General features: G+C 65.4%; 20 protein-coding genes. 15 read left to right on the top strand and 5 right to left on the bottom strand.

Annotated features, from left to right (window positions below; translation table 11 throughout):
* Window positions 1-130: 130 nt before the first annotated feature.
* The gene (locus AC3WOB_RS10540; protein WP_492274962.1) at window positions 131-853 is read right to left on the bottom strand and encodes a DUF4377 domain-containing protein; all 723 of its coding nucleotides are present in this window, start codon (window positions 851-853) and stop codon (window positions 131-133) included.
* 439 nt (window positions 854-1,292) lie between these two features.
* Window positions 1,293-2,120: a lysozyme inhibitor LprI family protein gene (locus tag AC3WOB_RS10545; RefSeq protein WP_492274930.1), complete on the bottom strand. Its 828-nt coding sequence runs from the start codon at window positions 2,118-2,120 to the stop codon at window positions 1,293-1,295.
* Between the two features lie 283 nt (window positions 2,121-2,403).
* On the opposite strand from AC3WOB_RS10545, the gene AC3WOB_RS10550 reads away from it, so the two are divergent.
* From AC3WOB_RS10550 to AC3WOB_RS10565, 4 genes are all read left to right on the top strand, one after another.
* Window positions 2,404-3,171, top strand: coding sequence for a substrate-binding domain-containing protein (locus tag AC3WOB_RS10550; protein WP_492274931.1), 768 nt, complete (start codon window positions 2,404-2,406; stop codon window positions 3,169-3,171).
* Between the two features lie 329 nt (window positions 3,172-3,500).
* Window positions 3,501-4,844, top strand: a complete 1,344-nt coding sequence (locus tag AC3WOB_RS10555; RefSeq protein WP_492274932.1) for a COG3014 family protein — start codon at window positions 3,501-3,503, stop codon at window positions 4,842-4,844.
* Between the two features lie 18 nt (window positions 4,845-4,862).
* On the top strand, window positions 4,863-5,477 hold the full coding sequence (gene lpoB, locus AC3WOB_RS10560) for a penicillin-binding protein activator LpoB (RefSeq protein WP_013392004.1): 615 nt from the start codon (window positions 4,863-4,865) through the stop codon (window positions 5,475-5,477).
* A gap of 64 nt (window positions 5,478-5,541) precedes the next feature.
* The gene (locus AC3WOB_RS10565; protein ID WP_492274933.1) at window positions 5,542-6,891 is read left to right on the top strand and encodes a CsgG/HfaB family protein; all 1,350 of its coding nucleotides are present in this window, start codon (window positions 5,542-5,544) and stop codon (window positions 6,889-6,891) included.
* A 119-nt stretch (window positions 6,892-7,010) separates the two neighbouring features.
* On the opposite strand, the gene AC3WOB_RS10570 is transcribed toward AC3WOB_RS10565, so the two are convergent.
* Window positions 7,011-7,610: a nitroreductase family protein gene (locus tag AC3WOB_RS10570; RefSeq protein WP_492274934.1), complete on the bottom strand. Its 600-nt coding sequence runs from the start codon at window positions 7,608-7,610 to the stop codon at window positions 7,011-7,013.
* 181 nt (window positions 7,611-7,791) lie between these two features.
* On the opposite strand from AC3WOB_RS10570, the gene AC3WOB_RS10575 reads away from it, so the two are divergent.
* From AC3WOB_RS10575 to AC3WOB_RS10625, 11 genes are all read left to right on the top strand, one after another.
* Window positions 7,792-8,163, top strand: coding sequence for a tRNA-binding protein (locus AC3WOB_RS10575; RefSeq protein ID WP_013392001.1), 372 nt, complete (start codon window positions 7,792-7,794; stop codon window positions 8,161-8,163).
* 104 nt (window positions 8,164-8,267) lie between these two features.
* Entirely contained in the window at window positions 8,268-9,404 is a 1,137-nt protein-coding gene (locus AC3WOB_RS10580; protein ID WP_492274935.1) for an NAD(P)/FAD-dependent oxidoreductase, read from the top strand.
* 28 nt (window positions 9,405-9,432) lie between these two features.
* Window positions 9,433-9,849, top strand: coding sequence for a RidA family protein (locus AC3WOB_RS10585; RefSeq protein ID WP_013391999.1), 417 nt, complete (start codon window positions 9,433-9,435; stop codon window positions 9,847-9,849).
* A 125-nt stretch (window positions 9,850-9,974) separates the two neighbouring features.
* A complete protein-coding gene (locus AC3WOB_RS10590; RefSeq protein WP_492274936.1) occupies window positions 9,975-11,420 on the top strand; it encodes a M81 family metallopeptidase in 1,446 nt (481 codons plus the stop codon).
* Window positions 11,421-11,473: 53 nt separating this feature from the next.
* Window positions 11,474-13,045 carry an ABC transporter substrate-binding protein gene (locus tag AC3WOB_RS10595; protein ID WP_492274937.1) on the top strand — a complete coding sequence of 524 codons (1,572 nt, stop codon included), beginning with the start codon at window positions 11,474-11,476 and terminating at the stop codon, window positions 13,043-13,045.
* A gap of 51 nt (window positions 13,046-13,096) precedes the next feature.
* Window positions 13,097-14,032 carry an ABC transporter permease gene (locus AC3WOB_RS10600; protein WP_013391996.1) on the top strand — a complete coding sequence of 312 codons (936 nt, stop codon included), beginning with the start codon at window positions 13,097-13,099 and terminating at the stop codon, window positions 14,030-14,032.
* A gap of 13 nt (window positions 14,033-14,045) precedes the next feature.
* Window positions 14,046-14,921: an ABC transporter permease gene (locus AC3WOB_RS10605; RefSeq protein ID WP_013391995.1), complete on the top strand. Its 876-nt coding sequence runs from the start codon at window positions 14,046-14,048 to the stop codon at window positions 14,919-14,921.
* An 8-nt stretch (window positions 14,922-14,929) separates the two neighbouring features.
* On the top strand, window positions 14,930-15,937 hold the full coding sequence (locus AC3WOB_RS10610; protein WP_492274938.1) for an ABC transporter ATP-binding protein: 1,008 nt from the start codon (window positions 14,930-14,932) through the stop codon (window positions 15,935-15,937).
* Window positions 15,938-15,945: 8 nt separating this feature from the next.
* Window positions 15,946-16,959 carry an ABC transporter ATP-binding protein gene (locus tag AC3WOB_RS10615; protein ID WP_492274939.1) on the top strand — a complete coding sequence of 338 codons (1,014 nt, stop codon included), beginning with the start codon at window positions 15,946-15,948 and terminating at the stop codon, window positions 16,957-16,959.
* Between the two features lie 12 nt (window positions 16,960-16,971).
* Complete coding sequence (locus tag AC3WOB_RS10620) at window positions 16,972-18,426, top strand: N-acyl-D-amino-acid deacylase family protein (protein ID WP_492274940.1); 1,455 nt, start codon at window positions 16,972-16,974, stop codon at window positions 18,424-18,426.
* A gap of 84 nt (window positions 18,427-18,510) precedes the next feature.
* Complete coding sequence (locus AC3WOB_RS10625; RefSeq protein WP_492274941.1) at window positions 18,511-19,146, top strand: helix-turn-helix domain-containing protein; 636 nt, start codon at window positions 18,511-18,513, stop codon at window positions 19,144-19,146.
* A gap of 25 nt (window positions 19,147-19,171) precedes the next feature.
* On the opposite strand, the gene AC3WOB_RS10630 is transcribed toward AC3WOB_RS10625, so the two are convergent.
* On the bottom strand, window positions 19,172-20,311 hold the full coding sequence (locus AC3WOB_RS10630; RefSeq protein ID WP_492274942.1) for a CaiB/BaiF CoA transferase family protein: 1,140 nt from the start codon (window positions 20,309-20,311) through the stop codon (window positions 19,172-19,174).
* Window positions 20,308-21,549, bottom strand: coding sequence for an acyl-CoA dehydrogenase family protein (locus AC3WOB_RS10635; RefSeq protein ID WP_492274943.1), 1,242 nt, complete (start codon window positions 21,547-21,549; stop codon window positions 20,308-20,310). Before AC3WOB_RS10635 ends, AC3WOB_RS10630 begins: the two co-directional genes overlap by 4 nt.
* Between the last annotated feature and the right edge of the window lie 3 nt (window positions 21,550-21,552).

The following is a 21,552-nucleotide window of genomic DNA, read 5'->3' on the forward strand; positions in this document are numbered from 1 at the left end:
AAGACGCACGGTTATAAATGAGAATAACTATAATTTACAATATTGTGCCTGCGCCGGGTGAAATGACTGCGCCCGGCCACTGTCTCCAGGGGCCGGGCGCAATCGGGCTATCCAGGTGGATGCTGGCGTCTTACTTCTTCGACGCGTCCTGCTCCACCACCATGTCCAGCACATACACCTGCTTGGGCGCGTCCGCCGGCGGGTTCTTCCAGTCGTAGCGCTTCACGCGCAGCACGGTGCGCACGCCGTCCTGGTGCTGGAAGCCTTCGATGGACTGATACAGCGGATGCCACTTGTCCTTGGTCGGCTGCTGCACGCCGGCTTCGTTGTAGCGGCGTTCGCGCACCATCAGGCATTGATAGTTGGGAATCAGCGGATGGCTGCACTCGGTCTTCTTCGCGGCCACTTCCAGGAACATGATTTCGCCAGCGCTGCCGTACAGGGTCTCGGGCGTAGGTTCACCGACAAACTTCAGGACGCTGCCGTCCTGCGCGACCAGCTCAAGCCCGGGTTCGGAGGCGTGTCCACTGAACGTGGCGCGCAATTCGCCCTTCATGCGCTGGCCGATTTCGGCGTCCAGGCGCATCAGGCTTTGGTCGCAGGCCTTCATGGTCGACGCAAGGTTGGCCACCTGCAGCACGCCGTTCTTGTAGGTGTAGCCGCCAAACTGCGCATTGCAGCCGCCGCGGATGTTCAGGGCGTCCTGCGAGAACGACAGGCGCAACTGGTGTTCGACGCCGGCCTGGAGCGCGGCAATGGGCTTGCCAGCCGCGTCGGTGGCGGAAGCCAGGCGCCAGTAATAGGCGGGCAGATTCACGTCGGGACTGGCGGGCGTAGTGGCGGTAGTGGGCATGGAGGACGATCCTTCACGGGGAGAGGAGGTCGGAGCGCAAGCTTGCAGCAGCGCGGCGCATACGGACGCAAGGAGGATGGTTTTCTTCATGATTCGTTCCTGTCAGCCGGATGGCACTGATGAAAAGCGGGATTCTACGTTCGCAGAATGGACGTTTTGGACTCGGCGCCGTCCAGTCGGTTTCAAAATCTTGCGGTAGATCCGGCCTGAAAAACGCGATAAACGACGCGCGCACGACCGGATTTCCTCTCCTGCAACAGGCGCGGCTGCGGCCCGCAGCCGGGTGTCCGCGGCCCTCACCCGGACATTACCATTCGACACATTACCCGCAAAATACTGCAAGTATTGCGAACACCACCCCTTCCCGCCGGCAAAGTGCTGAAATCATCATGAAATCTCGCCGGCATCCAGCCTGCCGCCCTTGCGAGGCACTCCGCGCTTAATTGGCTTGCGGATAGGCCGCGCCGGTCAGGCACGCCCGGGCCCATTCGTAATCGTCGTCGCCCATGATCTCTCCATCGATCTTGGGCAGCGGCTTGGCGGGATAGGAAAAGTCCGGCTGTTGCGGCTTCATGTTCCATTTGGTCTCGCCCACGGTATCGGAGCATGCCTCGTCCGAGCTGCTGAACGAGCACGACGCCGCCAACTGGGGCTTGCCATCCACCACGTTGGCGACATAGCGCTTGGTATAGACGCTGCCCGTGGCCCAGTACTCGTCGACGGAGCAGATGCGGTCCTTGTTCTGGTAATGCCGCGTCGCGAAGCAGCCATAGTAGGCGTGTTCGCCCGGCAAGAAGTCGCATGAAGTCGAGTAGCCGGCGTAAGCGCCGCCGGTGAATTGCGCCTGGAACTGCTGCTGGCTGACCGCGCGGCTGATGAGGTCCGGCAGCGCAGCTCCCTTGCGCGTGGCCTGGAGTTCGGCCGTGCGGTCACGGATCAGCTCGCGGGCGACTGCGGCAGCCGTCTTGCCCTCTGGAACCGCGCCCGGATCCTGGATCAGGTTCGCGAGCGCCTCGTCGCGCGCCGCGATCCAGCGCTTCTGGTTGTGCGCCAGCATGGCGCGGATATCGCCATCAGGCGCCTGCTTCAGTAGCGCGGCGTAAGCGCGGTTCAACTCGGCATCCGCCGACACGGTCTTACGGTCCGAGCAGATCAGCTTTTCCACGGCGCTTGCGGCTTTCGCGCAATCGATCGCGTATGCGGGCGCGGCAAGCGCGAACAGCCCCGCCACGCACAACAAGCGGCCTGCGGTGATTCCAGATTTCATGTGAAGTTTCTCGTGAGGATGCGCCTCGCATTGTCTCGATGCCTGAAGACTGTGTTGTCGTCCATCGCGAGGCGGCGGCAAGGCTGCAATTTTGCACGGGACTTTTTAACAGACTGGAAACAGAGTTCTACGCTCTGCAACGTCCTCGCCGGAATATTCCCCTTCTGTTGCGCGTCTACCGGGTGGCGAGCCGCATTGGAAACCTCGCGGCGCGCTTTGGATCAACCAGCCGATCACGCCGGTTATCGCAACCGGCCTCACGGCGCAGAACGGAAGTATTGATATGAAGTCGATCAGATCCCTTGCCTGCGGCATTGCCCTGGCTTGCTCGGCGGCCGGCAGCGCCTGGGCCGCTCCCGGCCTGAACGTGTACGGACCGGGCGGGCCCGCACCCGCGATGAAGGAAGCGGCTGCGGCGTTCGGCAAGCTGCACGGCATCGACGTTGCCGTCACCGCGGGCCCGACGCCCGCCTGGGCCGACAAGGCCAAGCAGGACGCCGATGTGATCTACAGCGGCGCGGAAAACATGATGAGCGGCTTCGCGGCGGCGCTGCCTGGCGTGTTCGAACTGCGCGAGGCCCGCACGCTATACCTGCGGCCTTCGGCCATCCTGGTGCGCCCGGGCAATCCCAAGGCCATCCAGGGCTTCAAGGATCTGCTCAAACCGGGCATCAAGGTCATGGCGGTGTCCGGTGCGGGACAGACCGGACTATGGGAAGACGTGGCGGGCCGGTTGGGCGACATCGAGACCGTGCGTGCCTTCCGCGCCAACCTGGTGCTGCCCGAAGCCGGCAACAGCGCCCAGGCGCGTACCCAATGGACCGAAGACAAGACCATAGACGCCTGGCTGATCTGGAACATCTGGCAGGTGTCGAACCCGGAACTGGCCGGCGTGGTCGAGGTGGAAGAGCCGTACCGCATCTATCGCGACGCGGGCGCCGTCGTCACCAAAAAGGGCAAAGGCAGTGCCCAGGCGCAGGCCTTTGTCGACTTCCTGACCGCGCCCGAAGGCCGGGCGATCTTCAAGAAGTGGGGTTGGAAAACGGATTGAGGCCGGACTGCCTGACGGCAAATACATAAAGCACCGCGTCCTTCAGTCTCTCGGAAATCGCGACCTTCCGACTCCCTGGATTATCCGCTCCCGCGTCGGCTTGATCGCCGACGAGCGGACTCCCCTTGCTTGCCTTTATCGATCGCACTACCGGCTAAACCGCCGTGGCGTTGGAACTTCGACGACTAGTGATAATGACGCCCGCAAATAAGACAAAATAAAACAAAAATAGTCACAAAATTGCTAATATGTTTACATTGTGATTAAATGTGAATAAATGAATAACAATTTCACAATTAATAATATTTAATCACACTTGTGGAGAAGCAATGAAGTGGGCTGCTGTTGCAGGCTTGGCCGTGGTGTTGGCGGGTTGCGCCAACCCTCAAGCACGAAAGGACTTTTCACGAGATCTGGCTGGCGGCAATCTGCCTGCGGCCACCAGTAACGCGGTGCTGGCGGCAGGGCCCGAAGGCGCCGCTCCGACGGATCTGCCTTGGGCCCTGGAAGCCGGAACCCTCTTGCGGCAAAGCGGCCTGCCCGAGCGGTCCACGCAAATGCTGGACGGCGCCGAAGAGCTGATGAAGGACGACGACACGCGCAATGTGGCGGCCAGTGTCGGCAATCACGCCCTGTCGCTCGTGGCCAATGACAACGTACTGCCCTACGCTCCGGCCGTGTACGACACGGTCATGCTCAATACCTACAAGGCTTTGAATTTCTGGCAGTTGGGCGACCATGCCAACGCGCGTGTCGAATGGAACCGCAGCGATGACCGCCAGCGTCGCGCAGCTGAACATTTCGAGGCCGAAATCAGCAAGCAGCGCGATGAGCTGAAAGAGGGCGAAAACTCCGACCTGGTCAACCGCAGCCTGTCCAGCACGGACGAGACCCTGCTCAAGGCCGGCGTCGACTTGTCCCAGTGGACGCCTTACGCCGGTTACGTCAACCCGGCCGCACTCTACCTGCATGGCCTGTACTTTCTGATCAACGGCGAAGGGCAGGCCGATGCCGATAAGGCACGCACCAGCCTGGAGCGCGCGTATGCGCTGACCAAGAATACGCAGGTCAAGATCGACGCTGCGGCAGCCCAGTCCAAGGGCGGCAAGCTCAAGCCCGCGGTCTGGATCGTCTTCGAGAACGGCACGGCTGCGCACAAGGAGCAATTGCGGATCGACCTGCCCCTGTTCCTGGTGAGCGGCAACATCAAGTACACCGGCATTGCCCTTCCGGTCATGCGCGAAGGCACGCCCGCCTACCCTTACCTGAGCGCTGGACGTCAACAAACGCAAGTCCTGGCGGACATGGACACCATCATCCGCGGCGAATTCAAGACCCGTTTCAACGCCATCCTGATCAAGGAAATCGCGCGCGCCACGGCCAAGACCGTGCTGCAGAAGCAGCTGAACGACTCCAGCCCGCTACTGGGGACGTTGGCCGGGATAGCGCAGGCTATTTCGACGCAAGCCGACCTGCGTTCGTGGTCGACGCTGCCGCACAACTTCCAGCTGATGAACGTGCCTTATCCCCAGTCGAACCAGCTGACGCTGGGCGTCCCCGGCCATGAAGACATCGTGGTCGATCTACCCCAGGAAAAAAGACCGGTAGTCGTGTATGTGCGAGCCCTGAATGCCGCTATTCCGCCTCGCGTCGACATTCTGGCCTCCAAATAACGATCTACTAGGAACACCATGAGCGTAAAGCTTTCTCTTACGGCCGCCTTGCTGGCGGCAACGCTGGCGGGCTGCGCACCCACGACCCAATACGTCAACCAGAAGACCGATAACGTCGCGGTGATGGGGCTGGACTACAAGGACTTCGAATCGGCGGCCAACAAGATGGTCAACGACATGCTGAACTCGCCATTGATGGTGCACCCGAAGGCTGCCCAGGGCGGACGTTTCGTGATCGCGATGTCCAATCTCACCAACGACACGGCGCAACGCATCGACACCGACCAGTTGACCAAGAAGATTCGCGTGAGCCTGCTCAACTCTGGCCGCTTCGTCATCACGACGGCAGTCGGCCTGAACGGTCCCGAAGACGCAATGACCGCAAAATCGCGCGCGTTGAAGGGCTCGAAGATGGTCAATCAGGCCACCGTGAAGAAGGACGGCCGCGTGGTCGCCCCGGACTTTTCGCTGTCGGGCAAGATCCTGCAGCGCAACAACCGCGTCGATAGCCGCACGCAGCAAGTCGATTACTACTTCCAGCTGACGCTCACCAACCTGGACAACGGTCTGGCTTACTGGGAAGGCGAAGAAGCAATCATCAAGCGCGGCGACAACCGCACGGTGACCTGGTAAGGGTCATGGACGAATAGGCCGCCTGCCTGCAGCAGGCGGTCTTTTTTTCGAGAGCAGATTCATGATGAAGAAGTGGATTTTGGGCGCGGCAGTGTTCTGCGTCGCCCACGCGGCAAGCGCCGAAGATGTCACGGTGCCCGCGGTCGGGTACGGCGACACCTTCGAGCAGGCCGTCGAATCGGCCCTGGGCAATGCCATCAAGCAAGTCAATGGCGCCGCCGTTGCAACGCGCTCGGCCAGCCCGAAGGCCTACGTACAGGTCAAACGGGATGCCGAAGGCCAGGCCTCGGCTGAACTCGACGCCAAGCGCACCGAGCAGAACACGGACAGCGGCTTGATCAAGGATACGGTCACCAACAACGAGCAAACCCTCAATGCCAGCGCCTCGGCGCAAGCCCAGGCGTCCAGCAAGACGACGGTCGAGGCAGGCGTCGGCAGCACGAATGACGTGCGCGCGCAGGGCAAGGTGAAAGGTTACTCGGTGACCAAGCAGGAGTGCGGCGGCAGCAAAGGCTGCATGGTCGAATTGTCGGTAACGATCGAGAAGTTCGAGTACCAGGCAAAATCTCCCAAGCTGGAACGCGACAGCATCGCCATCGTCACGACCGGCAAGTTGCGCCGCAGCGCCCTGTCGGCGGACATGCGCCAATCGGTTACCGACAAGCTGGTCAAGAGCGGACGCTTCACCGTTCTGGACCGCAGCAATGACGCCGCCTTCGAAAAGGAAAACGACTTCCTGGCCAGCGACAACGTATCCGACCAGCAGCGCGCCCGTCTGGGCCAGGCGGCAGGGGCGGATTTCCTGTTGATCATCGACCTGACGCAAGCCAGCGTTTCGACCCGGGTCCAGGAAAACAACGTCGAGCTCACCGGCGAATCCACCCGCGAAGTCTCGCAAGCCACCCGCGCCTCAGTACGCTACACCCTGGTCGAGGCTGCGACCCGCGCCGTGAAGTGGTCGGACTCGGCCTCGTTTGCCTCGGGCGGCAACAAGATCAGCGCGGCAATGGAACAATTCCAAGGCAAGATGGTCGGCGACATCATTGAGATCGTGAACCCGGCCAAAGTCGTGGCAGTGCAGAACGGCCGCGTGATCATCAACCGCGGCATGGGCAGCGTGAACGAAGGCCAGGTATACGACATCTACGCCACTGGCGAGGAACTGGTCGATCCCGACACCGGCGAGAAACTCGGCGCAACCGAAGAAAAGGTGGCCTCGATCAAGATCGGCGAAATCAAGGCGAAAGTGGCCTATGGCGCCGTGGTAAACGGCCAATTGGAATCCATTGCCAAGGGCTCGATTGCCCGCATGGCCGCCCCGCCCGCCCAGCCGGCCAAGAAAACACCGCCCAAACGAGCCACGCCGCCGAAGTCCGATCAGAAGATAGATTCGGCGGGAGGCGTCATTCTCTGACGTCCTCCATCGCCCCTGCGGACGAACCCGGCTGCAGGCGCGCCGAAAAACAAAGCCCGCATTTCCCGATGGGAAATGCGGGCTTTTCATTTGGGCGCCGTTGAGGGCGCGCCAACACCTCAGCCGGCTACGCGGAAACGCTCAGCGTCGTCCATGAACGCCTTTTCGCCGAAGCCGTTTTCGTTGGAGCCGAACGGCATCTGCGCGCGCAGCTTCCAGTAGGCCGGAACGTTCCATTCACGCGCGACAGGGCCGTCGATCAGCGGGTTGTAGTGCTGCAGGCTGGCGCCCACGCCGGCGTTGGCCAGGGTGCTCCAGACCGACAGTTGGGCCATGCCGCCCGCCTGCTCGGACCAGACCGGGAAGTTGTCCGCGTACAGCGCGAATTTTTCCTGCAGGCCCTGCACCACGCCCTGGTCCTCGTAGAACAGCACGGTGCCCACGCCCGCGGCGAAGCTCTTGAGCTTGGCTTCGGTCTGGGCGAAGCTCTCGGCCGGCGCGACCTTGCGCACTTCGTCGATGGCGATGTTCCAGAGCTTTTCGCTCTCGGCGCCGAACAGGATCACGGCGCGCGAGCTTTGCGAATTGAACGACGAGGGGCTGTGCTTGATTGCGTCCTGGATCAGGGAGGTCAGTTCCTCCTTGGAGATCGACAGGTTGCGGCCCAGCGAATACTGCGTGCGACGCTGCTTGAGGGCGTCCAGATATGCGTTGCTCATGGCGATATGGCCTTCCGACGAGTAGATAGGGGAAAATGCTTGAGGAATTCTAACGACCCACGATTGTTCCGAATACGTACCAGAGCCAAAAAAACACCCTATCAAGCAGAACAAACTGTTCTGTTCATGAACCAAATCGGCTCGGTGCCAGACAAGAGACAGCCCAAATAAAGGACTCAGCGTGCACTACATCCAGGACCCGAACAGCCCAGCCGCCGCGGACATCGGCTTTGACGACTTCCTCAAGGTCGACATCCGCATCGGCACGATCCAATCGGCGCAGGCCTTTCCCGAGGCGCGCAAGCCCGCCTACAAACTGACGATAGATTTCGGCGCGGGCGTGGGCATCCGGAAAAGTTCGGCGCAGATCACGGCGCGCTACACGTTGGAAGAACTGGCCGGCAAGCGGGTCATGGCGGTGGTGAATTTCCCGCCGCGCCAGATCGGGCCAATGAAATCCGAGGTGCTGGTGCTGGGTTTCGCGGACGAAACCGGCGGCATCGTGCTGGCGGTGCCGGACGACCAGGTTCCCAACGGCACACGCTTGACCTGACCCCCTGAGCTCCTCTATCGGGGCTTTCCCCTATTACTTGTCTGCCGTCAAAAAACTATCGTATTCGAGAATTATCAAATAAGAGAATTCTCGCTTCCGACAAAATGACAGCAGAACCCCTATACGATTACGCCGTGATCGGCGCCGGCATCGCCGGCGCTTCCGTGGCCTACCGCCTGAGCGCCACGGCCTCGGTCGCCGTGTTGGAACGCGAGGCCCAGCCGGGCTACCACTCCACCGGCCGGTCCGCGGCCATGTTCATGGAAACCTACGGCACGGCCCAGATCAAGGCGCTCACCCGCGCCAGCCGCGCCTTCTACGAAAATCCGCCGCAGGGCTTCAGCGAGCATCCGCTGCTCAGCCCGCGCGGCGTGCTGTACATCGCCACGCCCGAGCAGCAGGACCTGCTACGCGAGGTGTACGACGATTTCCGCAGCCAATCGCCCAATGTGACGCTGATCGACGCCGCCCAGGCCGTCGAACGCGTGCCCTGCCTGCGCGGCGAGCAGATCTGCGGCGCCATCGAGGAACCGGACGCCCGCGACATCGACGTGCATGCCCTGCATCAGGGGTTCCTGCGCGGCATGACGCGCCAGGGCGCGGTGCTGCACAACCAAGCCGAAGTCGTGTCGGCCGCGCACGCGGACGGCGTCTGGACGCTGACCTTGGCCGACGGCCGCAGCCTGCGGGCGCGGGCGCTGGTCAACGCCGCCGGTGCCTGGGCGGACCACGCCGCGGCCCTCTGCGGCGCCTCGCCGGTCGGCCTGCAGCCGTGCCGGCGCACCGCCTTTACGTTCTCCGGTCCGCCGGACGTGGACTTTGCCCATTGGCCGGCGGTGGTCGGGGTCGACGAAAGCTATTACTTCAAGCCCGACGCCGGCCAGTTGCTGGGTTCTCCGGCCAACGCCGATCCGGTCGCCGCGCACGACGTGGTGCCGGAAGAACTGGACGTGGCCACCGGCATCTACCGCATCGAAACCGCGACCTCGCTCACCATCCGCCGCCCCAAGCACACCTGGGCCGGCCTGCGCTCCTTTGTGCGCGACGGCGATTTCGTGGTCGGCTGGGACGCCGATGCGCCCGCCTTCTTCTGGCTGGCGGCGCAAGGCGGCTATGGTATCCAGACGGCTGCGGCGACCTCCGAACTGGCCGCTGCGCTGCTCACGCGCCAGCCGCTGCCGGCCCATCTGCATGCGCACGGCGTGGACGCCGAAGCCGTGCGTCCCGCGCGCCTGCGCTGAACCTCCCCCTTGCCTGCGAGAGTCCATCATGACCACCATAGCCCGTTATCCCAGCCCCCTGCCCCTGCCGTTCTCCCGCGCCACCCAGGCCGGCGGCTTTTTGTTCCTGTCGGGCCAGATCCCGATGGACGCCAACGGCCAGGTCGTGCGCGGCGACATCACCGTCCAGACCCATGCCGCCATCGAGCGCATCAAGGAAACGCTGGCCTTGGCCGGCGCCACGCTCAAGGACGTGGTGCGCGTCACGGTGTGGCTGACGGACCTGGAACTGTTCGCACAGTTCAACGACGCCTACCGCAGTCATTTTTCCTCCGACTTCCCCTCGCGCTCGACGGTCGAGGCCAAGCTGGCCATGGGCGTGGACGTGGAGATCGAAGTGCAGGCCTGGCTGGGCGCGGCGGCGACCCACGGCGGCTACACGCCGGGCCCCGTGTCCGAAGCCTGAGCCCGCAACGCGGGCCGGTTCGATTGCTTGACGCCGCCGGGCCGATGCCGGGCGGTGCGGCCTTTCCCTCGCGCTCGCGGCAACGCCTGCGCCCCCCTGAGCACACCCTTACGCGGAGCGGCAGCATGAAAATATTTTCCGGGTCCCTGGCGACCGAGACGAACACCTTCTCTCCCATCCCGACCGGGCTGTCCGCCTACCGGGCTCGCGGCTATTACCCCGCGGGCCAGCATCCGGACCGCATGCAGATGTTCTCGGGACCGCTGTGGGCGGCGCGCCAGCGCGCGCAGGGCAAGGACTGGACCCTGATAGAGGGTCTGACCGCGGGCGCGACGCCGGCCGGCATCACCACCCGCCACGCCTACGAAACCCTGCGCGACGAACTGCTCGACGATTTGCGCCGCGCGGGCAAGGTCGACATCGCCCTGTTCGGCCTGCACGGCGCCATGGTGGCCGACGGCTATGACGATTGCGAAGGCGACCTGCTGCGCCGCGCGCGCGAGATCGTCGGTCCCGATGCCGTGATCGGCGCCGAACTGGATCCGCATTGCCACATGACGGCAGACATGGTGGAAAGCGCCGACTTCCTGGTCTGCTTCAAGGAGTATCCGCACACCGACATCCTGGAACGCGCCTACGACCTGGTGGACCTGTGCGTGGCCCGGGCCGAAGGCCGCATCAAACCCACGCGCGCCGTATACGACTGCGAGATGATTTCCATCATGCACACCAGCCGCGAACCCATGCGCAGCTTCGTGGACCGCCTGCTCGCCATGGAGGGCAAGGAAGGCGTGCTGTCGGTATCCATCGCGCATGGCTTCCCCTGGGGCGACACGCCCGACATGGGTTCCAAGGTGCTGGTCTACACCGACGGCGACCAGGCCCAGGCCGAAGCCCTGGCGCGCGCGCTGGGCGAAGAGATCATCGGCTTTCGCGAAAAATTGGCGCCGCCTTATCCCGGCGCCGACGAAGCGCTGGACCAGGCGCTGGCGCTGAACGACTTTCCGGTGGTGCTGGCGGATTCCGCCGACAACGCCGGCGGCGGCGCGCCCAGCGACGCCACCTTCATCCTGGAGCGCGTGCTGGCGCGCGGCATCAGCGACGTCGCCACCGGCCCGTTCTGGGACCCGGTGGCCGTGCAGCTCTGTTTCGAGGCCGGCGCGGGCGCGCGCATCCAGCTGCGCATCGGCGGCAAGGTCGCGCCAGTGTCCGGCCAGCCGCTGGACCTGGACTGCGAAATCCTGGCGCTCAAGCGCGATGCCGTCATGACTGGACTGGCCGGCACGCCCGCGCTGCTGGGCGACACCGCCATCGTGCGCAGCCAGGGCGTGACCCTCGCGCTGACCACCAACCGCACCCAGGCCATGGGCACCGACCTGTTCACGCAATTCGGCGTGGACCTGCAGGCCATGAAGCTCGTCATCGTGAAATCGTCGCAGCACTTCTACGCCTCGTATTCGAAGGTTGGCCGCCACGTCATCTACGTGGAGACGCCGGGCGCCATCACGACCGACTACAACGCGCTGCCCTACACCAAGCGCAAATTGCCGAAGTGGCCGTTCACGGCCTGAGGCGCGATCCATCACCGCCCGGCATGGGCGCAGGAATAACCAAGGGGATAACAATGATCAGACGTTTCAGTTTGCTGGGCGCAGCCGCCCTGCTGGCCATGGGAGCCGCCACCGGCGCGCTGGCGCAGACCAAGACCCTGCGCCTGGTGCCGCACGCGGACCTCAAGACGCTGGACCCGCTGTTCAATACGGCCTACATCACGCGCAACCACGGCTACATGGTGTTCGACACCCTGTTCTCGCAGGACAGCCGCGGCCAGGTCAAGCCGCAGATGGTGGATAGCTGGACCACGTCCGAGGACGGCAAGACCTGGACCTTCACCTTGCGTGCCGGCCTGAAGTTCAACGACGGCACGCCGGTCAAGGCCGAGGACTGCGTGGCGTCGATCCAGCGCTGGGCCAAGAAGGACACGCTGGGCCAAGCCATGATGGCCGCCGGCGCCGAACTCGCCGCCACCGGCGACAACACCTTCACCCTGACGCTCAAGGAGCCGTTCGGCCTGGTGCTGGACGCCTTGTCCAAGCCTTCCGGCATGCCGCCCTTCATCATGCCCAAGCGCCTGGCCATGACGGACCCGAACACCCAGGTCACCGAAATGGTCGGCTCGGGTCCCTTCCTCTTCAAGCGCGACGAGTGGGTGCCGGGCAACAAGGTCGTGTACGTGAAGAACCCGGCCTACGTGCCGCGCGCCGAACCGGCCGACGGCCTGGCGGGCGGCAAGAACGTCAAGGTGGACCGGGTCGAATGGGTCTACATCCCCGACGGCAACACGGCCACCGCCGCCCTGATGAACGGCGAAGTCGACATGATCGAACAGACCACGCCCGACTTTCTGCCCGTCCTGGAAACCAATAAGGACATCACCCTGAACACGTCTGTCGCGACGCAGGGCATGGTCATCCTAAATTCGCTGCATCCGCCCTTCGACAACCCGCTTGCGCGCCAGGCGCTGTACCACCTGGTGAACCAGAAAGAAATGCTGTCGGCCATGGGTTACCCGGAGAAATACCGCGTCGACTATTGCCCCAGCCTCTTCGTCTGCGGCTCGCCCCTGGCCAGCGACGCGGGCGCGGCGCCCTACGCCAAGACCGATCCGGCGCGCGCCAAGCAGTTGCTGCAGGAGGCCGGCTACAAGGGCGAGAAGGTCGTGATCCTGTATCCCACGGACCACCTGAGCGCGCCCGCCGTCATGGTGCTGACACAGAACATGAAGAAGGCCGGCATCAACGTCGACCTGCAATCCATGGACTGGGCCTCGCTGGCAGGACGCCGCCTGAAGAAAGATCCGCCGGCGCAAGGCGGCTGGAACGTGTTCCTGACCTGGGGCGGTTATTACGACGCCAGCACGCCGGTGACCAACCCCTGGATGTCCGCCGCTTGCGGCAACAGCCTGCCCGGCTGGCCCTGCGACAAGGAGCTCGACACGCTGCGCACCAGCTGGATCCGCGAAACGGACCCGGCCAAGCGCAAGGACATCGCCGCGCAGATGCAGGCGCGCGCCTACCAAAGCGTGCCCTACGTCATGTGGGGCGAGTTCAAGCCCGTGTCCGCGTTCCGCGGCCTCACGCACACCGAACTGCTGAAGACCGGCATCCCGGTGATGTGGAACATCGAGAAGCCGTAAGGCAGGGGCCGGACGCCGCTTGCGTCCGGCCGCAAGCCGGGGGAAACCAGCGTGAAATACATATTGCGCCGCATCGCGGCCGTCATTCCTGTCATGGCCGTGGTCGCGGTCGTGGTGTTCCTGCTGATCCATCTGTCGCCGGGCGATCCCGCGGCCGTGATCGCGGGCGACAACGCCACCGCCGACGACGTGGAGAAGATCCGCCAGAACCTGGGGCTGGACAAGCCGCTGCTGCAGCAGTTCGGCATCTGGGTCAGCCACATCGCCACCGGCGACCTGGGTACGTCCATGTCGACGCAGATGCCGGTCTCGCAGCTGATCGGCCAGCGCATGGGGCCGACGCTGTCCATCGCCATCTTCACCATGCTGTTCGCGGTGATCGTGGCGATTCCGCTGGGCGTGCTGGCGGCCTGGCACGCGGGGCGCTGGCTGGACCGGCTGGTCATGATAGGCGCGGTCTGCGCGTTCTCGGTGCCGGTGTTCCTGATCGGCTACAGCCTGGTCTATGGGTTTTCGATCAAGCTGGGCTGGCTGCCGGTGCAGGGCTACAAGCCGCTGGCGGATGGCGTGGTGCCCTACCTGCGCCACCTGGTGCTGCCCTGTCTGTCCCTGGGCCTGGTCTATATGGCGCTGCTCACGCGCATGACGCGCGCCACCATGCTGGAAGCCCTGTCCGAGGACTACATCCGCACTGCCCGCGCCAAGGGCCTGGCGGCGGGCCCCATCGTGTGGCATGCGCTGAAGAATGCCGCCAATCCCATCGTCACGACCATCGGCGTGGGCGTGGCCCTGCTGATCGGCGGCGTGGTGGTCACGGAAACCGTGTTCGCGATTCCCGGCCTGGGCCGCCTGACCATCGATGCCGTGCTGCGCCATGACTACCCCGTCATCCAGGGCGTGCTGCTGGTGGCCTCGGGCATCTATGTCCTGATCAACCTGCTGGTCGACCTGAGCTACCGGCTCTTCGATCCGCGCATCCGCTATTGAACCGGGGCTACGCATGACTACCGACACCCTGTCCCTGCCCGCGCGGCGGCCGCGCCACCGCCGCATCCTGCGCGCGCTGCGCCGCCATCCCATGCTGTATATCGGCGGCGCCATCCTGCTGGCCCTGGCCGCGATCGCGCTGGCTGCGCCCTGGCTGGCCACCGTCGACCCGCAGGACATCAATCCGCTGGCGCGCATGAAGCCACCTTCGTCCGAACACTTCTTCGGCACCGACGCGCTGGGCCGCGACGTCTATTCCCGCACCGTCTGGGGCGCCCGCGTCTCGCTGGTGGTCGGCATCGTGGTGGCGGTGGTCTCCACCGTCGCCGGCGTGGCCCTGGGCATGGCGGCGGGCTACTTCCGCCGCATCGACGCCTTCATCATGCGCATCATGGACGGCCTGATGGCCATACCCGGGGTACTGCTGGCCATCGCCCTGATGGCCACCCTGAAGGGCGGCCTGGGCACCGTGATCATTGCCATCGTCATCCCCGAAGTGCCGCGCGTGGTGCGGCTGGTGCGGGCGCTGGTGCTGACGATACGCGAGCAGCCTTATATCGAGGCCGCGATTTCGTCCGGCACGCGCGTGCCCGCGATCCTGCTGCGCCACATCCTGCCCAACCTGTTCGCGCCGCTGATGGTGCAGGCCACCTTCATCGCGGCATCCGCCATCCTGACCGAAGCCGTATTGAGCTTCCTGGGCGTGGGCATACCGCCCCACATCCCCAGCTGGGGCAACATCATGGCCGAAGGCCGCAACTTCGTGGCCGTGGCCTTCCACATCATCCTGTATCCAGGCCTGTTCCTGGGCGTGGCCGTCCTGGCCGTCAATCTGGTGGGCGACGGGCTGCGCGACATGCTCGATCCCCGCCTGGCCAAGAAACTGTAGGAGCGCACATGCAAACTCAACCTGTCTTGCGCGTGCATGACCTCACCACCTGTTTCGACGGCGACGAAACCACGGTAGTCGCCGTGGACCGGCTCTCCTTCGACCTGATGCCCGGCGAAACCCTGGGCCTGGTCGGCGAATCCGGCTGCGGCAAGAGCGTCACGTCCCTGTCCATCATGCGCCTCTTGCGCGCCCCCGGACGCGTGGCCGGCGGCCGCATCGAGTTCGACGGCCAGGATCTGCTGGGGCTTTCTGAAAAAGCCATGCGCGCGATCCGCGGCAACCAGATCTCGATGATTTTCCAGGAACCCATGACCTCGCTGAACCCCGTGTTCACGGTGGGTAAGCAGATCAGCGAATCGCTCATACTGCACCAAGGCCTGTCGCGGCGCGAGGCCATGGCGCAGGCCGAATCGCTGCTGGAACTGGTGCAGATATCCGACCCGGCGCGCCGCGTGCGCGAGTATCCCTATCAACTGTCCGGCGGCATGCGCCAACGCGCCATGATCGCCATGGCGCTGGCTTGCCAGCCCAAGGTGCTGATCGCCGACGAGCCCACCACCGCGCTGGACGTCACCATCCAGGCGCAGATCCTGCACCTGCTGCGGGAAATCCAGCAACGGCTGGGCACCTCCATCGTGCTGATCACCCATGACCTGGGCGTGGTGGCGCAGATGTGCCAGCGCGTCATCGTGATGTACGCCGGGCGCAAAGTAGAGGAAGGCCACGTCGACGACATCCTGGACCACGCCCAGCATCCCTACACCCAGGCGCTGATCCGCTCCCTCCCCGACTTTGCCGCAGGCCAGGACCACACGGCGCGGCTGGCCGAGTTGCCCGGCATCGTGCCGGTGATGACGCCCGAGTCGCGTGGTTGCGCCTTCGCGGCGCGCTGCCCGGAAGCGCAGCCGCGCTGCACCGAGCAGGCGCCGCCCCCCGCCGACACCGGCAGTCGCCACCGCGTCTGGTGCTGGGCCCGCGCGGCCGAACCCGCCCCCGCCGCCCTGACCGCCTGAGGCCCGCCATGAACCTGCACGACATTCCTCTTTCGAGCGCCGTAGCCGCGCCCGCCGCCGAAGCTGCGCCCATGCTGGAAGTCATCGGCTTGAAGAAGCACTACCCCGTGGACAGCGGCAGCGGCGCCAAGGTGCTGCGCGCGGTCGACGGCGTGTCCCTGTCGGTGCCGCGCGGCCAGACGCTGAGCCTGGTGGGCGAATCCGGCTGCGGCAAGTCCACCACCGGCAAATGCCTGATCCGCCTGACCGATCCCACCGAGGGCCGCATCCTGCTGGAAGGCCGCGACCTGGCCGCCATGAACAGCCGCGAACTGCGCGCCATGCGCCAACGCATGCAGTTCATCTTCCAGGATCCGTTCTCGTCGATGAACCCGCGCATGCGGGTACGCGACATCATCGGCGAGCCGCTGCGTGCCTTCGGCCACGGCCGCGCCGCCATCCGCGACCGCGTCGCGCAGCTGCTGGCGCGCGTCAGCCTGCGCCCGGATGCCGCCGACCGCTATCCCCACGAGTTCTCCGGCGGCCAGCGCCAGCGCATCGTTATCGCCCGCGCACTGGCGCTGGACCCGGGCCTGATCGTCTGCGACGAACCGGTGTCGGCGCTGGACGTGTCGGTGCAGGCGCAAGTCATCAACCTGCTGATGGACCTGCAACGCGACCTGGGGCTGACCTACGTCTTCATTTCGCACGACCTGAGTGTGGTGCGGCACATCAGCCACCGCGTCGCCGTGATGTACCTGGGCAAGATCGTCGAGACCGGCACGCGCGAAGCCATCTTCGAACGCCCCGCCCACCCCTATACCCGCGCTCTGCTGGCCGCGGTGCCATCGGCCCGCCAGGGCGAACGCAAGCCCGTGGAAGTCCTCAAGGGCGAGATCCCCAGCCCGCTGTCGCCGCCCTCGGGTTGCGCCTTCCGCACCCGCTGCCCGCTGGCGCAGCCGCGCTGCGCCGAGGAAGCGCCGCAACCCCGCCAGATCGCCCCCGAACAGCAGGTCGCCTGCCATTTCGCCATCCACGCCTAGCCGGAGATACCCATGTCCCAGACCGACGCCACCCCGTTCGACTACATCCTTGCCGGCGGCACCGTCATCGACGGCACCAACTCGCCGGGCCGGCTTGCCGACGTAGGCGTGCGCGGCGACCGGATCGCCGCCGTCGGCAACCTGAGCACCAGCAGCACCCGCCGCCGCATCGACGTGGCGGGCAAAGTGGTGTCGCCGGGCTTCATCGACTCGCACACGCACGACGACAACTATCTGCTCAGGCATCGTGACATGACGCCCAAGATCTCGCAGGGCGTCACCACCGTGGTCACCGGCAACTGCGGCATCAGCCTGGCGCCGTTGGCGCATGCCAGTCCGCCCGCGCCGCTGGATCTGCTGGACGAGGGCGGCTCGTTCCGCTTCGAGCGCTTCTCCGACTACCTGGAAGCCTTGCGCGCCGCGCCGCCGGCCGTCAACGCCGCCTGCATGGTGGGCCATTCGACCCTGCGCGCCGCCGTCATGCCCGACCTGAAGCGGGAAGCCACGGCCGAAGAGATCCAGGCCATGCAGGCGCTGGCCGACGACGCTTTGGCCAGCGGCGCGATAGGCATCTCCACCGGCGCGTTCTACCCGCCCGCCGCCCATGCCAGCACCGAGGAAATCATCGAGGTCTGCCGCCCGCTGGGCACGCATGGCGGCGTCTACGCCACCCACATGCGCGACGAAGGCGAGCACATCGTGGAGGCGCTGGAGGAAACCTTCCGCATTGGCCGCGAACTGGACGTGCCGGTCGTGATTTCGCACCACAAGGTCATGGGCAAGCCCAACTTCGGCCGCTCCAAAGAGACGCTGGCCCTGATCGAGGCCGCCATGGCCAGCCAGGACGTGTCGCTGGACGCCTATCCCTACGTGGCCGGCTCCACCATGCTCAAGCAAGACCGCGTGCTGCTGGCGGGCCGCACGCTGATAACCTGGTGCAAGCCTTATCCCGAGCTGAGTGGACGCGACCTGGAAGAAATCGCCGCCGAACGCGGCAAGTCCAAGTACGACGTGGTGCCGGAGCTGCAACCCGCCGGCGCCATCTACTTCATGATGGACGAGCCCGACGTGCAGCGCATCCTGGCGTTCGGCCCCACCATGATCGGGTCCGACGGCCTGCCCCACGACGAACGCCCCCATCCGCGCCTGTGGGGTACCTTCCCCCGCGTACTGGGCCACTACTCGCGCGACCTGGGCCTGTTCCCGCTGGAAACCGCGGTCTGGAAAATGACCGGCCTGACCGCCGCCAAGTTCGGCCTGGCCGAGCGCGGCCAGGTGTTGCCCGGCTACTACGCCGACCTGGTGGTCTTCGACCCCGCCACCGTGGCCGACTCGGCCACCTTCGAGCGCCCCACCGAGCGCGCCGCAGGCATCCACTCGGTCTACGTCAACGGCGCGCCCGTCTGGGAGGACCAGTCCTTCACCGGCCAGCACGCCGGCCGCGTCCTCAACCGGACGGCAGCCTGAGCCCCGCCAGCCCTTACAATCCGGCATACGCGGCGGGGCTTGCGGGCCCTGCCCCCAACCAACTCCTACCTGCCAGATCGCTACATGGCCCTACCCGGCACTACAGCCCCGCCCGAGATCGTGGGCAAGGAAGAAATGGGCGCTCGCCTGCGGGCCGAGCGCAAGGCGCGCAAGATGACCTTGCAGGCGCTGTCCCGCGCCAGCGGCATCGCGGTGTCGACGCTGTCGAAAGCAGAGCTCGGGCAGATCGCCCTGAGCTACGAGAAATTCGCCGCGCTGGCGGGCGCGCTGGGCATAGACATGACCCGCATGTTCATGCTGCCGGACGCCTCGCAGGCCGCCGTCGCCCCGACCTTCGTCAAGAACAAGCTCAGCGACGCCCGCGACTACGTCACGGAGAACTACCACTACCGCCTGCTGATGGGCGAATACCCCGGCAAGAAGATGACGCCCATGCTGGCGCTCATCGACTCGCGCAAGGTGGTCGAGTTCGAGGACTACATCCGGCATCCGGGCCAGGAATTCGCGGTGGTGCTGTCGGGCAAGGTCCGCATCCAGTTCGAAAACGGCGACAGCGTCGTGCTGGGCAAGCTGGAGACCGCCTACTTCGACAGCAGCATCGGCCATGTGTACCTGTCGATGAGCAAGAAGCCCGCGGAAGTGCTGGCGGTCTGCAGCGACGTGGGCGAGGTGCCGTCGCGGCTGAAGCCGCCCGAATGACCCGTGACTTCGAGCTGCGCAGCGCCTAGCCCAGCAGTTCGGCGCTGTGCTCGCCCAGCCCGGGCGCGGCGCCGGCGGACGCTCTGGGGCTCGCCGAAAACCGCAGCGGCGTGGCCGCGCAAAGCAGCGCCCCTTCCGTCGGGTGCTCGACGGTCTCGAAGAAGCCTACGTCAGCCAGATGCGGATCGCGCAGCAAGTCGTCCAGATTGTTGGCCGGTCCCGCAGGAATGTCGTGCGCCAGGAACAGCGCCAGCCATTCCGCCGCGTCGCGTTCCAGCAGGCTGCGGCTGACTTCTTCGTACAAGGGTTCGGCGTGGCGGATACGATCCCCCATGGTCAGGAACCGCGAGTCGGCGGCCAAATCGGGCCGACCCAGCAAGGCGAACAAGCGCTGCCACTGCCCGTCCGTGTTGGCCACCAGGCAGACATGGCCCTCGCGGGTCTTCAAGGGCCGGTGGTAGCGACTGAAGACCCGCTCATAGCCGCGCGGCGCGGCCGCCGTCTCCGAGCCGCTGAAGATGCTGTCGGCCAGATGTTCGACCAGATTGAAAGAGGCCATGGTTTCGAACATGGGAACCTCCACCTGCTGCCCTTTCCCGCTGGCGGCTCGCGCCACCAGCGCCGACGCGATGGCGCCCGCCAGATAGACGCCGCACAACTTATCGGTGAACAGCATCGGAATGAAGCCCGGCTCGCCATACATCCTGGCATGCAGGCCGGCCACGCCGCTCATGCCCTGGATCACGTCGTCATAGGCGGGGCGCTCGGCGTAGCGGCCGTCCTGGTGAAAACCGAGAGCCACGGCATAGACCAGCCGTGGATGGCGCTGCGCCAGGCTGTCGTAGTCTATGCCCAGGCGCCTGGCGGCTGCGGGCCGCATGTTGTGCACGAAGACGTCGGCGCTGGCCAGCAATGTGTCCAGCCGCGCCACGTCGGCGGCATTTTTCAAGTCCAGGACCACGCTGCGCTTGCCGCGGTTCAGGTTCAGGAAGAACGATCCCATCCTGGCGTTGCGCGACTTGCCGACCATGCGCATCGGGTCGCCCTGCGGCGGCTCGATCTTGATCACATCGGCGCCCATGTCGGCAAGCAACTGGGTCGCCATCGGTCCAAACACGAAGTTACTGGCGTCTATGACGCGCATACCGGACAAAGGGCCTGTCATGCTCGTTCCTGATTAGGGGTTGCCCTGTTCGGGCCTGGAGTGGATTGGAGGGCTGCCGCCGGCACTGACCGCTCGCGCGCCTCGCGCAACAGATCGCGTCCAATGATCAGATGCTGGACCTCGGTCGCGCCCTCGTAGATGCGCAGCGCCCGCACGTCGCGGTACAGCTGCTCCATGATGTGCCCGGTCCGCACGCCCAACCCGCCATGCATCTGCAAGGCGGCATCCACCACCTGCTGCGCATGCTCGGTGGCGGCCAGCTTTGCCATGGCCGCATCGCGTGACGAACCCTGCCCCGCATCGCGGGCCCAGGCGGCGCGATAGACCAGCAGCGCCGAGGCGTCGGTCTGGGTTGCCATCTGGCTCAGCCTGGCCTGGGTCAGCTGGAAATCGGCCAGCGTCTTGCCGAACATCTCGCGTTGCAGCGCATGCTGCGTGGCCTCTTGCAGCGCCCGGCGCGAAAAGCCCAGCGCCGCCGCGCCCACCGAGGTCCGGAAGATATCCAGCGTGCGCATCGCGAGCTTGAAGCCCTGCCCCGGCTCGCCCAGCGATTGCCCGCCCGCGACACGGCAGGCGGTGAACTTCAGGGTGGCCAGCGGATGCGGGGATAGGACGTCGATGCGCTCCGCGATCTCCAGTCCCGGCGTATCCGCGTCCACGATGAAAGCCGATATCCCCTTGGCGCCGGCGCTGCGCGGATCGCGCGCAAAGACGACGTAGTGGTCGGCGATGCCGCCGTTGGAAATCCAGGTTTTCTCGCCGTCCAGGACATAGGCGTCGCCATCCTGCCTGGCCGCGCACGACAAGGCGCCCACGTCGGAACCCGCCTGCGCCTCCGACAGCGCGAACGCCGCAATGCGGCGACCTGCCCGGGCGGGAGCCAGATACCGTTGCCGCTGCGCGGGCGTACCGTCCAGCGCAATGGCGGCCGAACCCAGGCCCTGCATGGCGAACGCGAAATCCAACAGCGCGCCATGTTGCGCCAGCCGGTCGCGCAGCAGGCAGACCGCGCGCGTGTCGATGCGGGCGCTGGCGTCGAACGGGTCGGGCACGGCGTGAGCCAGCAGGCCCGCCTGGCCCAGGCCGGCCACCAGGCGCCGGCATTGCTCGTCCATCTCCGCCCGGCTTTGCGGCGCGGTCCAGGCGGGCGTCGCCTCCAGCCAGGCATCGGCCTGCCGCAGCAGGTCCTGATGCCGAGGCTCGAAGAACGGCCACGCGAGCGTAGCTTGCATGTTCATGGA

Source organism: Achromobacter sp. FW305-C-30-7, assembly GCF_058783105.1.

Coding starts and splice junctions, on each gene's coding strand:
- AC3WOB_RS10540 (WP_492274962.1), bottom strand. CDS start 853: ATGCCCACTACCGCCACTACGCCCGCCAGTCCCGACGTGAATCTGCCC.
- AC3WOB_RS10545 (WP_492274930.1), bottom strand. CDS start 2,120: ATGAAATCTGGAATCACCGCAGGCCGCTTGTTGTGCGTGGCGGGGCTG.
- AC3WOB_RS10550 (WP_492274931.1), top strand. CDS start 2,404: ATGAAGTCGATCAGATCCCTTGCCTGCGGCATTGCCCTGGCTTGCTCG.
- AC3WOB_RS10555 (WP_492274932.1), top strand. CDS start 3,501: ATGAAGTGGGCTGCTGTTGCAGGCTTGGCCGTGGTGTTGGCGGGTTGC.
- lpoB (WP_013392004.1), top strand. CDS start 4,863: ATGAGCGTAAAGCTTTCTCTTACGGCCGCCTTGCTGGCGGCAACGCTG.
- AC3WOB_RS10565 (WP_492274933.1), top strand. CDS start 5,542: ATGAAGAAGTGGATTTTGGGCGCGGCAGTGTTCTGCGTCGCCCACGCG.
- AC3WOB_RS10570 (WP_492274934.1), bottom strand. CDS start 7,610: ATGAGCAACGCATATCTGGACGCCCTCAAGCAGCGTCGCACGCAGTAT.
- AC3WOB_RS10580 (WP_492274935.1), top strand. CDS start 8,268: ATGACAGCAGAACCCCTATACGATTACGCCGTGATCGGCGCCGGCATC.
- AC3WOB_RS10585 (WP_013391999.1), top strand. CDS start 9,433: ATGACCACCATAGCCCGTTATCCCAGCCCCCTGCCCCTGCCGTTCTCC.
- AC3WOB_RS10590 (WP_492274936.1), top strand. CDS start 9,975: ATGAAAATATTTTCCGGGTCCCTGGCGACCGAGACGAACACCTTCTCT.
- AC3WOB_RS10595 (WP_492274937.1), top strand. CDS start 11,474: ATGATCAGACGTTTCAGTTTGCTGGGCGCAGCCGCCCTGCTGGCCATG.
- AC3WOB_RS10605 (WP_013391995.1), top strand. CDS start 14,046: ATGACTACCGACACCCTGTCCCTGCCCGCGCGGCGGCCGCGCCACCGC.
- AC3WOB_RS10610 (WP_492274938.1), top strand. CDS start 14,930: ATGCAAACTCAACCTGTCTTGCGCGTGCATGACCTCACCACCTGTTTC.
- AC3WOB_RS10615 (WP_492274939.1), top strand. CDS start 15,946: ATGAACCTGCACGACATTCCTCTTTCGAGCGCCGTAGCCGCGCCCGCC.
- AC3WOB_RS10620 (WP_492274940.1), top strand. CDS start 16,972: ATGTCCCAGACCGACGCCACCCCGTTCGACTACATCCTTGCCGGCGGC.
- AC3WOB_RS10625 (WP_492274941.1), top strand. CDS start 18,511: ATGGCCCTACCCGGCACTACAGCCCCGCCCGAGATCGTGGGCAAGGAA.
- AC3WOB_RS10630 (WP_492274942.1), bottom strand. CDS start 20,311: ATGACAGGCCCTTTGTCCGGTATGCGCGTCATAGACGCCAGTAACTTC.
- AC3WOB_RS10635 (WP_492274943.1), bottom strand. CDS start 21,549: ATGAACATGCAAGCTACGCTCGCGTGGCCGTTCTTCGAGCCTCGGCAT.